Source organism: Chitinophaga pinensis DSM 2588 (assembly GCF_000024005.1).
Classification (GTDB): Bacteria; Bacteroidota; Bacteroidia; order Chitinophagales; family Chitinophagaceae; genus Chitinophaga; species Chitinophaga pinensis.
Genome location: NC_013132.1, coordinates 5,871,091 through 5,884,908, shown reverse-complemented (window position 1 = coordinate 5,884,908; position 13,818 = coordinate 5,871,091). Strand labels below are relative to the sequence as shown.

Sequence of the window (13,818 nt, the reverse complement as noted above, 5' to 3'; positions counted from 1 at the left end):
TAAAGCAAACCAAAAAATTACATATCATGGGCACATGGGGTACCAGAAACTTCGAAAATGATGGCTCTCAAGATTGGGTATTTGAAATGATGGACAACAAAGATGGCGGCATGGTAGCCGACACTTTGCAGTTCTCACTGGCCAAAGATGGTGTACTGGATACATCAGAATGTGAAGACGCACTGGCGGCTGCAGAGGTTGTAGCAGCACTATCCGGCAGAGCGAGTGACGATTTCCCTGAAGATCCGCTGGATCATCTGGATTCACTGAACCTGCTGGCTACTCCGGCACTCCGTAAACTGGCTATTTCTGTAGTAGAAAAGATCAGGACTACATCTGAAATGAAAGAAGTAAGAACTGAAGAAGGACAATACGAAAGCTGGGATGCTGTAATAGCTGACTTGCTGAAGAGATTGAATTTCTAAGTTCTGGCTGACTAAGACTATAAAAGAGCTCCGCCTTATCATCTTACCGGTGTCCGGTAGAAGATAAGGCGGATTTTTGTGTCAATTAGGAATTAGGAATTAAGAATTAGGAATTCCTGTGGGATGTGAGTGCTGGGGATATATTAATGGCTGGTGGAAAGAAAGATTAATTACGAATTACGACGTTCTGAATAAAAAAAGCGTCGACCATTTACGGGACGCTCTTTTATATAATAATTCTTAATTGATAATTCCTAATTCTTAATTGATTAGATAAGTATGCCGGCAATCGTCGCCGACAGATAAGATGCCAGGGTTCCGCAGAAGAGTGCTTTCAACCCAAGAGAAGCAAGGTCGGCACGTCTTTCTGGTGCAAGTACACCAATACCACCGATCTGCATACCTACACTGCTGAAGTTGGCGAAACCACAAACTGCAATACTCACGATCAGCAAACCTCTTTCTGATACGACAGGGATCGTTTTATCTGTCAGGTTCTTGAATGCGATGAACTCGTTGATGGTCAGTTTCTGTCCCAGGAGGGTCGCTACACTGTTCACATCCTGGTTAGGAACGCCCATCGCCCAGGCTACCGGGTAAAAGATCTTTCCAAAGATCCAGTTCAGACTCAGGTCAAACGGCAGGTGACACAACTGACCTACTTTCAGCAATCCCCAGTCGAGGAAGGCGATCAGTGCAATGAACCCGATGATCATCGCGATCACGTTCATGGCTATTTTAAAACCATCGCCCGCACCATGCGTGATGGCATCAATTACATTCACATACTGGCTTTTTACTTCCAGTTTTACTTTTCCCATCGTCTGAGATTCTTCTGTTTCCGGGAACACGATCTTGGAGATCACCAGTGCACCCGGCGCAGCCATCAGACTTGCCGTGATCAGCATAGGAGCGAGGTCCAGACCAGCGGCTGCACCCATATTGGAGTATACCACCAGGATCCCGCCGGCAATACAGGCCAGACTACCACTCATAGACGCCAGCAGTTCACTGCGGGTCATATAAGGGAGATATGGTCTGATCATCACCTGCGCTTCAATCTGTCCCACAAAGGCACTGGCCACATTACTCAGGGCTTCTGCGCCACTCACACGCATGATGACGTTCATCGCTCTCGCGATGACAGCCACAATCCGCTGCATGATACCAAAGTGATAAAGGATAGCCACCAGGCAACATACTAATATGATAGCGGCGGTGATATTAAAGGCAAATACGAAACCTCCGTTCAGGTAGTTGACAATAGTACCAGGTTTGGATTCTACAGCAATACCTCCATATACGAAAGCAGCGCCCTGACGTGCAAAATCTTCCAGTTTACCCATGGCCTTACCCACGCCCTGAAAGAATCGAAAAACGAATCCTACTTTAAAAATGAGCAGGGCGATCAGCACCTGCAAGCCGATTCCGCTGAACACCAGCCGGAAATTGATCTTCTTTTTATTGTTCGAAACTAAGTAAGCCAGTCCGAGGATAAGGATTATCCCGATAAGTCCTTGGAAACGTCCCATAAGCGCGATAAAAGTGGTTGTAAAGAGCGAAAATAGCGATAAATTGGGAAATATGGCTACATAGTATATATAGCAGTTTATTTAATCTATCGGTGACGGCAACATTTTAAAACACGTTTATGCCGCTTATCCGCCTTATGTCCGCTAATTCCCAATTAATTTCTATTTTGGTCTTTACAATCGATTACAATAATGCGTTACAGGTTTTATCTTATTGGACTAAGTCTATGGTTAGCAGCGTGTAATAGTGGCGGCGACAAAAAGACTGGCTCTTCCTCCGACTCACTGACTATCAGGGAAAAATACGCAACATCTCCCGTATCAGATGCAAAAACAGCAATCTCGCAAATGGCCGTCGAAAAAGGGCTGGAGGTGCAGCTGGTAGCTGCAGAGCCGCTGGTAACCGTACCTGTTGCCATGACCTTCGACGAAAAAGGACGTATGTGGGTAGTAGAAATGACCGGTTATATGCCTGACACAGTGGGTACCGGTGAAGATATTCCTAACGGTAAAATAGTGATACTGGAAGATACCAACCAGGATGGGGTGGCTGATAAACGCACGGTATTTATAGATTCTCTTGTGTTGCCAAGAGCCATCTGCCTGGTGGAGAACGGGATACTGATCGCTGAACCGCCTAAATTGTCCTTTATCGAAATTAACAATGACAAACCTGGCAAACGAACCCTGGTAGATGATAAATATACAGAAGGGGGAAATGTGGAGCATCAGCCCAACGGACTGTTGCGTGCTATGGACAACTGGATCTACAACGCGAAATCAGATAAGCGCTACCGTAAGGTGGGGAATAAATGGGTAAAGGAGCTGACGCATTTCCGTGGACAGTGGGGTATTTCTCAGGATAATTACGGCCGCCTGTTCTATAATAATAACTCGGAGAACGTACTGGGAGATTATTTCCCTGCGGGTCTGGGGGCACATAACCCGCAACAGAAAAATGTATCCGGTTATGACGAGAAGATCGTGGCGGACAACCGTGTATACCCGGCAAGGGCTACTACAGGGGTAAACCGTGGTTATATGAAAGGTACCCTGAATGATAGTCTGCGCCTGGTAAATATGACAGCGGCTTGTAGTCCGCTGGTATACAGAGGCGCTTTACTCGGCAAAGCATACGATAATAATATATTCGTGGCCGAACCTTCCGGTAACCTGATCAAGCGCAACATCATCAAAGACAGCGGTTACATCGTAAAAGGACAACAGGCCTATGCACACCAGGAATTCCTGACCAGTACCGACGAACGTTTCAGACCGGTAAGCCTGTATGATGGTCCGGACGGCTCATTGTATGTACTCGATATGTACAGGGGGATCATCCAGCATAAGACTTACCTCACGCCTTACTTAAAGAACGAGATTAAAAGCCGTAACCTGACAAATCCCTTGAACTGCGGACGTATCTACCGGATCGTTCCGGCAGGCACACATCCCAGGGCCACGATTATTGAAAATGATCCAGCCCATCTGCTGGCTTTATTAAGTAACCCTAATGGCTGGTTAAGAGATAAGGCGCAACAGATGATCATCGACCATCATTATACCACACTGGTCCCTGCTTTAAGAGCATTGTTACAGCAGAAAGACAGTCTGTATACACAGGCACATGCCCTTTGGACACTGGAAGGTCTGGGCGCTTTGCAAATCACAGATGTGATGGTTTTACTGCACCAGGCCAACCCATATGCGCAGGTACAGGGACTGGCGGCTTTGCCCGCTGTGATCAATGCGGCTAATGGTAAAGCAGTGTTAAGTGAACTGGCGCTTATGCAGAAGAATGTGTTCCTGGCGCCTTACGTGGCATTATTACTGCCGGCACTGCCTACCCAGTTACATACGGAAGTGGAGCAACTGAAAATGCAGCTCGTGGAAGCGTATGCCAACGATCCCTATGTGGCGGATGCGGTGATCAATAGTATGGCCGGAAAAGAGATTGAGTTACAGCAACGGCTGAAGAACTGGAACCCCGACACAACACTGGTGCTGGCTAAACGCCTGAAAAGGGTGATAAAGGATATCGAAAACCACCGGAAGGCCAGTATGGATGAAAGTTTACAAAAGACTTACCCAAGAGGCGCTGTTCTGTTCAAAACAGTTTGTCAGACCTGCCATGGTGCAGATGGTGATGGTATTCAATCTCTTGCGCCGCCATTGAACCAGTCGGAGATTGTAACCGGCGATAAACATAAACTGGCAGCGATTGTGTTGTTCGGACTGACCGGACCTGTAACGGTAGCGGGTAAACAATATAAAGCGCCTGAGATCAGTGGTGATATGCCGGGTATTGGCAGCAATGACGAGTTTTCGGATAAAGACATTGCGGAAGTACTGAGTTATATCCGTGGCGCCTGGAGCAACCGGGCGGCTAAAGTGGTAGAGAAAGATATCCAGGAGGTAAGGAAACAATACAAGGGCAGACAGAAGTCATTTACCATCGGTGAACTGAAATAAGCCTTTTCTATGAGAGCATATTGTAAAAAGAGCGCCGGTCCGGCGCTCTTTTTTATTAATTCACAGGACAATATTCAGTGTATGTAATTTATTGTAAAGTGTTTTCCGGTCAATGTTCATCAGGCGGGCAGCTTCCGATTTATTAAAGCGAACCTGCTGAAGGACGTCTAATATCTTTTTGTATTCGGCCTGCCGGGACACATTTTTCAGATTCTCGTCGCTACCCGGGGGGAGACCCGGCTCTACATCCTGGGGTAATAATTCTTCCGGCAGATTGGCGCTGGTGATCAGAGAATTGTCCGTTGCCAGAAGACAGATCCTCCGCATGACATTCTTGAGTTCCCGGATATTCCCCGGCCAGCAGTAATTATAAAAAGCATGGTAAACCTCCTCCGTGATCTCTCCGCATTCCCTGCCGAGTTCTGCTTCGATGGTTTGTTTGAATGTGGCGATAAACAGTGGTAAATCGTCTTTACGGGCCCTCAGGGGCGGCACATTTACCGTAAATTCATTCAGGCGGTAATAGAGGTCATCCCGGAAACGCCCATTCAAAACAGCGTGTTGGAGGTCTTCATTAGAGGCCACAATCAGCCGGATATCCACCTTTGTTTCCTTGGTGCTGCCTACGGGTCTGACCACCCTTTCCTGTATGACCCGCAGCAGGGCGGTCTGCACTTCATAAGAGAGATTCCCGATTTCATCAAGGAACAGGGTACCGCCATGTGCTTCATGGAATGCGCCTGTTTTGGCCTGTATCGCCCCGGTAAAGGCGCCCTTTTCATGTCCGAATAATTCGCTGCAGGCCAGTTCGGGTGACAGGCTGCCACAATCTATCGCGACAAACGGTTGATCCTTCCGCTTACTCTGACTATGGATCAGGTGGGCAACGGATTCTTTTCCGGTACCGGTTTCTCCCAGGATGACCACACTATAGTTGGTGGGTGCAATCAGTTTGATCTGTACATGGAGTTCCTTGGAAGAATTCCCATTACCGTATACAAACTGACTAAGCCTTCCTTTGGGAGAGACCAGGGTAGAGACAGGTGTTTCGGAAGCAATCGTTGCCGCCGGCAACTGTTCTTTAGAATGTAGTGACTGATGGAGCAGTACTTTCTGTACGAGCAGGATCGCCTGTTCGGCATTCAGCGGTTTGACCACATAATCATAGATACCGCCTTTGATCAGTTGAATAGCAACCCGCACATCGGGGTAACCTGTCATCACAATAATGCCGGTAGCAGGACTGATTTCCCTGATTTTAAGAGAAAGTACGCTGCCGTCGATTTCTTTATCTTTTAAACGGTAGTCGCAGAAGATCACATCGTAGTGTTTCTCTTTTACCATTTTCAATGCGGAGGAACCGGATACGCTGTGGGAAACGTCATATCCTTCTTTAGTCAGGATCTTAGTCAGCAAGGTGCAGATCTGGATCTCATCATCAACGATCAGGATAGTTTTCACATGTTAAAATTAAGAGGTGAATAATATAACGTTTCAGCTAGAGAAACACGAACATTATTACTTGACTTAATAGCGATTGTTGGCCAGGAGATAAATAAGAAGATGGTATTGATTGCTGAGGTTTGTTTCAAATGTTATGGCTGGTATAAAGGTATCGAAATATTGTATTCAACCAAAAATAAAGATCGTTCAGCCAGGCATGGCTTCACCTGTAACAACATACCACCGGATAGATATCCGGTGGTATGTTGTTACAGGAAAGTCTACCCATAAAGTAAAACGCTCCGACAGGTAACGGCACGATCTTGGTAATGTAAAGATGAAAGCATTTATTCCAAATGAACTGAAAATCAGTGTATAGGGACGGATGCTTTCAACGCGGGGATTATTACCGCTTTTTTGACTGTTTTTGAGGTAAAATAGCTAAGGTGATATTGTAAATAACTAACCGTAATTGTATAATAATGAGGGATATATAACATTTAACTTCAAATCTTCGTAAGTGCAAAAAAAGCCGTACACCTTGGATGTACGGCTTCTTTATTCTGACGATAAAAAGTGCTTTATTTGATCTCTTTATAGGCGATTTTATCGCCATACGCGATGTGGTATTTATCGCAAAATCCGGCATTCACTTCAAGCACATACTGTGCTTTTTTGAAGGACGGAAGACTCTCTTCTGAAAGTGGTGTCGTATACTTTTGTACGGACACGATCTCTTTTTTCTCATTCAGATAGACGATGTCAAGAGAGATATAAGTGTCTTTCATCCAGAAGGACTGTTCTTCCGCATGAGGGAAAATGAACAGCATACCCTGGGTGTCCAGCATCGACTTACGGTACATTAATCCCTGCGCTCTTTCCTGATCATCAGTCGCCAGTTCGATATCGATCTGCCGGAGCGTATCGTTATTGACCTTACTGAGAAAATAAAGAACACCTTCTTTCCTGAATGGCGGTCCGCTGTCTGTCCTTGTGCTGATGGTCGCATCCGCAGACGATACATTACTGTTAAAAGCCTGATTGCCATTTCTGTTCTGACAGGAGGCTATATAAATAAGAAGTCCTGCATTGAATAGCAGCCATCGGGAAGCTGACATAAAGCGGTGTTTTTTAACGTGCCATCAATTCCTCTTCTGAGAACACCACATCGGTGTAGTCCTTGATCTCGTTATAAACGGTATCTCTTTCTACCGGTCTTCTGCCTGCCTGTTTGATCAGCATGGCCAGTTGAGCGGTATTCATAGATGGATTCTGTTCTTCTGCACCTGCCATAGAGTAGATTTTGGTGGTATCATCGATGGTACCATCCAGGTCATTTACACCAAAGGACAGGGTCAATTGAGCGGTATTTCTACCCAGCATCGGCCAGTAGGCTTTCAGGTGGGGGAAGTTGTCCATATACAAACGGGCGATCGCATACAGTCTCAGATCTTCCACTACAGATGTTTCTGCAACATGGGCCATTTCATTGTCCTTATTGCGGAATTTCAGCGGAATAAAGGTATTGAAACCTCTGGTCTGATCCTGGAGCTTACGGAGCTGTTCCATGTGGTCTACACGGTGCCAGAACTGCTCTACGTGACCGTACAGCATGGTGGCATTGGTATGCATACCCAGCAGGTGCGCCGTTTTATGGATGTGTAACCAACCTTCAGCGTCTACTTTATCATGGCAGATCTGTGCACGGATATCCGAATGGAATATTTCAGCTCCGCCGCCCGGCATGGACTGGAGACCAGCATCATGCAGGATGCGCATACCTTCCTCTACACTTACTTTCGCCTTGCGGAACATGTAATCCAGTTCCACGGCAGTAAAGCCTTTAAGGTGCAGGTCAGGACGGTGTGCCCTTATTTTCTGCAGCAGCTCAACGAAGAAGTCGAGGTTCATCTTTGGATGTACGCCACCCACGATGTGTACTTCTGTAACAGGTTGACCGTCATATTTTTTCACAATATCCAGCATCTGATCGATGCTCAGTTCCCAACCTTCCTCACGGTTTTTATACAGCTTGGAGTAGGAACAGAATCTGCAGGTAAAGATGCAGACGTTGGTTGGTTCAATGTGAAAGTTACGATTGAAATAGGTTTTGTCACCGTGCAGACGCACTCTGACAGCATTGGCAAGGGCGCCCAGGAAACCAAGTTCTCCTTTTTCAAATAAAAGAAGACCGTCTTCCGTCGTCAGCCTTTCTGCTGACATTACCTTTTCTACGATGGTTTTCAACCCTTTGTCCAATCTTGTATCCTGCAGTAACAATTCTACTGCCGGATGGTCATTTCTGGTCGTCATCTCGCTTAATTCACTTTAGTTATCTTAATAGTCTTGACGTTATTCCTGTATATTAATTTTACAAAATAAATACCATTTGGCTCATTTACCAAATCAAAGATAAAACGGTTACTATTGTTGATTGACGAGCCTGGCTGCTTCGACACCAATTGTCCTAAAGTATTATAGATTCCGATCCATTCCAGATCATTCGGTACTTCCAGGAAGGTGATATACAATTGGTTGGATGTTGGAACAGGTCCGATCACCATCCCTTTTTCCTTGAGATAAGGCAGGGTATTCTTCGTAACGATATTGATATTATCCAGGTAGATATTGTTCTCCGCATTGCTGATATTTCTGAATACCACCCTGAATGCCCCTTTCTTAATGATCGGCGTCAGGTTGATAGAGTCTCTGCGCCATTCTGAAGCCATTGGTACAAATTCGGTCGTTACCGGTACCCTGCGGGTGAGGAGGGAAGAACCGCCTTGTTTATACAGACTGTCGAACGTCTCCCCACAATCAGAAGTGGTGAGCACCTGTAAACTATCCCAGGTCGTATTCGTACCATTCAGACTGGAATATGCTGCCGCAGCCACATCAAAGAACAGGAATACAGAATCTTTGCCTGTCGGATCGAATACCGGCGTCAGGATATCATCCACTGCGCCATTGGTATTATAGGCGAGGTTATGGATAACGATCGATTTGGTGCCTGATTTAGCGGCATCAGCACTCAATTCCCAGCTAAAGCTGTTGTCATAGTTCTTGATCTCCCAGCCGGCCGGCGGGAAGGTATTGCCTTCGAAGCCTTCCAATAACGGGAAGGTCGCATTCGCATAATATTGGAAAGGAGACCAGGCGGTATCGTTGGATCCATCGCCATCTGTCGGATTATTATTGGGTAAAGCCGTATAAACTTTGAGCAGGTGCAGGCCTTCTCCCGGAATACTGCTGTCCAGATCTACCGTATCGCTCTTCAGTGCTGCCAGGTTGCCCGTCCAGTTGTAACTGACCGTGGTGCCTTCGTCTACTACATAATTGATCTTCACAGAGGTCAGTGCATTTTTACCCTGATTTTTCAGTACTACGCGTGGTACGATATTGTTTTCACAGATCTGGTTGTAAGGAGAGATGATGTTCAGTATGGAAGCATCGTTTTCCTGGAGGTTTAACGGCAGACAGGCTTCTGATACCATCAGGGAAGCCCGGTCGTTTTCCAGGGTAAGGCGCATCCTGTCTACCTGGTCAGAGGTAAACAACAGCATACACACATCATCGGAATAGTCCATGAAGTTGTTGAACATGATACCCGGAGAGTCTACCGTACATCTGTCGGTCAGCGGGAAGCGCGGACAGTTATAGGTATAGTTTCCCTGTAAAGGCGTATCGTCAATGCCATCATCTGCTCCACAACCAGATTCATCGCCCCAGATATGACGCAGGGAAAAGAAGTGGCCTACTTCATGCACGGTAGTACGACCTGCATTATAAGGTGAAACAGCAGTACCTGTAGTACCAAAGGCGGTATAGGTGATCACCACACCTTGTTCATCTGCAGGATAACCCTGCGGAAAGGTGGCGATACCCAGATAATTTTCGGCGAGGTTACAAACCCATATATTCAGATAGTTATCGCTGTTCCATACATCAGCGCCACCGGTAGCGACATGTTTTACTGCCGATGCGGAATTGGAGGAAGAGAAAGATGTACGCGTCGTGGTAACCCGGTTAATGCCATTGGTTGGATTATTATCGGGGGTACGCTGCGCCAGACAGAACTGTATATTCGCCTGACCAATCCGGGATTGCCATGCTGCCGGTACACTGGTAATATCAGGTGCCGCGGCGGCGTAATCACGGTTGAGGGCATCGATCTGGGATTGCACCTGTTCATCAGTTACCTGGTCAGGGTTTCTCATCACAATGTGTACAACAACGGGAATGGTAATGGTCGGGTAGATGGTTCTCATCTGTGCCCGGGATTGTTTCACTGAGCGGGTCATCTCCTGCAGGCGCGCTTCTTTGCGTTCACGCACTTTCTGTAAAGCTGGGTTGGAGGCAATGAGTTGCTGCATTGCTTCTTCGGTACCGCATTTACGCTGTGCAAGCGCTGGTATGACATAGAGGACGGCGAGGATAAGAAGGGTAAAATTGCGCAAGGTTCTAGTTTGAGTAGTTAAAATACAGCTTGTCAGCCTATTTTTATTAAAAAGTTACGACGATATCGTTATTTACATGTTATCAATCTTTCAAAGACGAAGTTCGCTATTAAATTAGATTCTTTTATATGGATTGCTTTCAGTATCTTCCTTTAACCATTTTCTCAACTTTTCTATCAGTAAACGCAGTTTAAAGATTTTTCTTATTAACTGTTAGACCCAAACCACTTTATCAGGTTTATTTTCTTTTACAGGTTTTTCCCAATTTTCTATTCAACCAAACCTTATAACAGGTCTGTGTATCGTTTACCCTATTGCCCGGTTTACCTGCACTGGCACAACAAGCAAGTTTCGCAGCCCCTGATACCGTTTGTGTTAATGAACCCGTTAATCGCACGAATACCAACGAGGGTAATTGAAGGGAATGGGAGCATACTTATATATTATATAGACAAGTTACAGTCCGCAGGCAGCTATGTTTAAGGGTAACGTATATCTTTTACGGTGAGACGGAAAAGGTATATCAGCAGAACAGAGCTAATACGCTGGTGAGGTAAAGTACTCATTGGGGTTCATCTATCAAATTAGATATCATTATATTAGCTTCATTCGGTAATTTAGCGACCGAACTGGGACAATCCGCAACGTGTGTATCCCTTACACAAGATATCTATGAGATCATTCATTCTGTCGACCTGTCTAGCCGTACTATTTACTGGCTATTCTGCTTTGGCACAGCAAGCTAGTTTTACTGCTCCGGACACAGTATGTGTCGATGAGCCAATTACCCTCACCAATACATCTACGGGAGGATCGGCGTTTTATTGGAATTTCTGTGCAGGTAACCTCTATCAGACGCCAACTGCCGTCAATTTTGGTAATATAAACGGCGCTTTTGCCACCCCTGTATTCCTGGATATGGCCCAGGAGGGAGCGAACTATTTTGCTTTTGTGACCAATAATGCCGAAAGCCTGGTACGGCTTTCTTTCGGAAATAGCCTGTTAAATACACCAGCAGCAGAGAATCTCGGGAGTTTCGGTGGCCAGATTCCCCGTCAGACGGAAGGACTGAGAATCGTGCAGGACGCAAACGGCTGGCATGTGCTGATTGTCGGTGGGGGGAATGCCACTACGCCCAGTATCGCCATTGTTGATTTTGGAGCAAGTCTGGCAAATACGCCTACTTGTACCAATTGGGGTAATATCGGCAACCTGGCTTATCCTACTGACCTGTTTACATTTCAGGAAGGAGGTAACTCGTACGGCTTTACCCTGAACTCGGATAATAATAGTCTTACCCGCTTCAATTTCGGAACTTCCTTTGCCGCACCGCCTACGGGTGTCAACCTGGGCAACCAGGGTAACCTGGATTTTCCGACAGGTATGTTCATTATCAATGTCAGTGGCAATTGGTTTATGTTTGTAACGAATGGGGAAGGACAGACTATTACGCGAATGGATTTTGGTAATTCTTTGCTGAATACACCTACAGCCGTTAACCTGGGTAACCCGGGCGGTATCCTGAATCATCCCCGTGATATCTATGTCTTTAATGATTGTGGAGGCGTATTTGCACTTGTTGCAAATGGCGATGGGGATGACCTGGTACGGCTGGATTTTGACGGAGGGGTTATCACGGGTAATATCACCGCTTCTTCTTACGGTAATATCGGCGGTTTCCGCTATCCTCATTCTCTTTCGGCAGTCTTCAGGGTACAGGATGATCTGTATACCTTTGTTGCCAATGCATTCAATAATACATTATCCAGGGTAAAATTCAGTGCCTGTACCAGCAGTTCTGTACCATCTTCAACGCAGGCGACTCCGCCTTCTTTTACCTATTCGCAACCGGGTACTTACACCGTTAATATGATCATGGATGAAGGCTTGCCTACCCAGCAATCCACCTGCAGAAATATCGTAGTGGTACCGCTGCCTACGGTGGATCTTGGCACTGATCAGATTTACAGCTGTAACAGTACGCCGGTTACATTGAACGCCGGTACGGACAATACGCATTATTTATGGTCAGATAATAGCACCGCCAATACGCTGGTTGTCCGCTCAGGTGGTACGTATAGTATAGTCGTAAGTAACGGCGGCGCGTGTACGGCAGGTGATCAGGTAGAAGTAATGATCAGTCCTGCGATAGACGCGACGATTCATGTAACGCATATTGACTGTATCAATGCGACGGGTGCTATTACCGTGACGCCTTCCGGCGGACTGGCACCCTTCTCTTATCGTGTGAATAATACAGACATGGGTACACAGCATATTTATACTAACCTGGTAGCAGGTACTTATCATATAGAGATCACAGATGCCATTGGCTGTACTGCTACACGCATAGTAGATGTAAGGGTAGCACCGAATGCTTCCTTTTCTATCACCGCCACACCAGTCGCGCCAACCTGTAGTGGCCTGACAGATGGTGCGATTAATATTACTGTCAACAGCGGACAAGCACCTTTCGAATTTGCTTTGGATGATCAGCCTTATCAGAACATTCCCGCATATGACAATCTTGGTGTAGGTAGCTATAAAGTATATGGGCGTGCAGGCGCTTGTCTGGATAGTGCAATTGTGGCAATTATTGCACCTCCGGTGATCGACCTTGCTGTGACGCCGGCAGATGAAACCTGTAGCAGACAGGATGGCGCTTTGGAAATTAATGCCAGTGGTGGTACCCTGCCTTATACCTATGAACTGAACGGCGCACCCATCACCACGCCGGATATTGAGAATATGGTAGCGGGTGATTATGCTGTAAAGATTATCGATGCGAATGGTTGTGAAGCGACAGCCGATGTTACATTGAATAACCTGGATGTTGCACCTGTAACAATTACAAACAGTGATACCACTATTTCCATCGGTGATAAAGTAGAACTGTATGCAGTCAATGCGGTGGATTACAGCTGGACACCTGCATCTGTTTTAAGCTGCGCGGATTGTGCCACAACAATCGTACAGCCATTAAAGACTACTACCTACGTTGTAACCACACCTTCCGGCAGGAATTGTATTGCCAGCGATTCTGTAACAATCTATGTAGATACAAGACAATCACTTTTCATACCTACTGCTTTTACACCTAATAAAGACGGCGTCAATGATGTATTCAGAGTAAAGGCAAAAGCAGTCGCTGTTTTCAGTATGATGATCTACAATCGTTGGGGGGAAGTGATATTCAGGTCCGCGGATGTTGGCAAAGGATGGGATGGAATTTACCTGGAGCAATTACAGCCAAAGGGTGCTTATGTATATATGATTGAATATGCATTCTATGACAATGTAAAGAAAGTATATCGTCAGCAAGGGACAGTCACGCTGATAAGATAAGCAGACAGGGGGCTCTTTTGAGTGGTTGCTGTTGAAGGTATGCCATAGTTGTCAATGATACATACGCGTGCGTATATTAATTAATCCGCTTGTCTTCTGCAACAAAGCGGGTGCTTATTTGATGACCGGTATAAATGATAAAGC

At 46.0% G+C, this 13,818-nt stretch carries 8 protein-coding genes; 3 read left to right on the top strand and 5 right to left on the bottom strand.

The features are described 5' to 3' along the window. The first annotated feature begins 26 nt into the window (after window positions 1-26). A complete protein-coding gene (locus tag CPIN_RS36955) occupies window positions 27-425 on the top strand; it encodes a DUF4259 domain-containing protein (RefSeq protein WP_012792323.1) in 399 nt (132 codons plus the stop codon). A gap of 269 nt (window positions 426-694) precedes the next feature. Here CPIN_RS36955 and CPIN_RS23405 read toward each other — a convergent pair whose 3' ends face one another. Next, window positions 695-1,957, bottom strand: a complete 1,263-nt coding sequence (locus CPIN_RS23405) for a NupC/NupG family nucleoside CNT transporter (protein ID WP_012792322.1) — start codon at window positions 1,955-1,957, stop codon at window positions 695-697. Window positions 1,958-2,149: 192 nt separating this feature from the next. Here CPIN_RS23405 and CPIN_RS23400 point away from each other — a divergent pair, with 192 nt between their 5' ends. Further along, on the top strand, window positions 2,150-4,429 hold the full coding sequence (locus CPIN_RS23400; RefSeq protein ID WP_012792321.1) for a DUF7133 domain-containing protein: 2,280 nt from the start codon (window positions 2,150-2,152) through the stop codon (window positions 4,427-4,429). 60 nt (window positions 4,430-4,489) lie between these two features. Here the strand turns inward: CPIN_RS23400 and CPIN_RS23395 are convergent, their stop codons facing one another. The 4 genes from CPIN_RS23395 to CPIN_RS23380 all read right to left on the bottom strand — a co-directional run bounded on the left by CPIN_RS23395 (window position 4,490) and on the right by CPIN_RS23380 (window position 10,329). After that, window positions 4,490-5,890: a sigma-54-dependent transcriptional regulator gene (locus CPIN_RS23395; RefSeq protein ID WP_012792320.1), complete on the bottom strand. Its 1,401-nt coding sequence runs from the start codon at window positions 5,888-5,890 to the stop codon at window positions 4,490-4,492. 563 nt (window positions 5,891-6,453) lie between these two features. Then, a complete protein-coding gene (locus tag CPIN_RS23390) occupies window positions 6,454-6,990 on the bottom strand; it encodes a DUF192 domain-containing protein (RefSeq protein WP_012792319.1) in 537 nt (178 codons plus the stop codon). Between the two features lie 13 nt (window positions 6,991-7,003). Then, window positions 7,004-8,185 (bottom strand): aminofutalosine synthase MqnE, encoded by a 1,182-nt coding sequence (gene mqnE, locus CPIN_RS23385; protein WP_012792318.1) that lies wholly within the window; start codon window positions 8,183-8,185, stop codon window positions 7,004-7,006. A gap of 5 nt (window positions 8,186-8,190) precedes the next feature. Then, window positions 8,191-10,329: a M43 family zinc metalloprotease gene (locus tag CPIN_RS23380; protein ID WP_012792317.1), complete on the bottom strand. Its 2,139-nt coding sequence runs from the start codon at window positions 10,327-10,329 to the stop codon at window positions 8,191-8,193. A gap of 672 nt (window positions 10,330-11,001) precedes the next feature. Between CPIN_RS23380 and CPIN_RS23375 the strand changes: the two genes are divergently transcribed. Beyond that, complete coding sequence (locus CPIN_RS23375; protein WP_012792316.1) at window positions 11,002-13,674, top strand: T9SS type B sorting domain-containing protein; 2,673 nt, start codon at window positions 11,002-11,004, stop codon at window positions 13,672-13,674. Window positions 13,675-13,818: the final 144 nt, after the last annotated feature.

Bases quoted from the DNA above. Each gene is read 5' to 3' on its own strand.
- CPIN_RS36955 (WP_012792323.1), top strand. From the start codon at position 27: ATGGGCACATGGGGTACCAGAAACTTCGAAAATGATGGCTCTCAAGAT.
- CPIN_RS23405 (WP_012792322.1), bottom strand. From the start codon at position 1,957: ATGGGACGTTTCCAAGGACTTATCGGGATAATCCTTATCCTCGGACTG.
- CPIN_RS23400 (WP_012792321.1), top strand. From the start codon at position 2,150: ATGCGTTACAGGTTTTATCTTATTGGACTAAGTCTATGGTTAGCAGCG.
- CPIN_RS23390 (WP_012792319.1), bottom strand. From the start codon at position 6,990: ATGTCAGCTTCCCGATGGCTGCTATTCAATGCAGGACTTCTTATTTAT.
- mqnE (WP_012792318.1), bottom strand. From the start codon at position 8,185: ATGACGACCAGAAATGACCATCCGGCAGTAGAATTGTTACTGCAGGAT.
- CPIN_RS23375 (WP_012792316.1), top strand. From the start codon at position 11,002: ATGAGATCATTCATTCTGTCGACCTGTCTAGCCGTACTATTTACTGGC.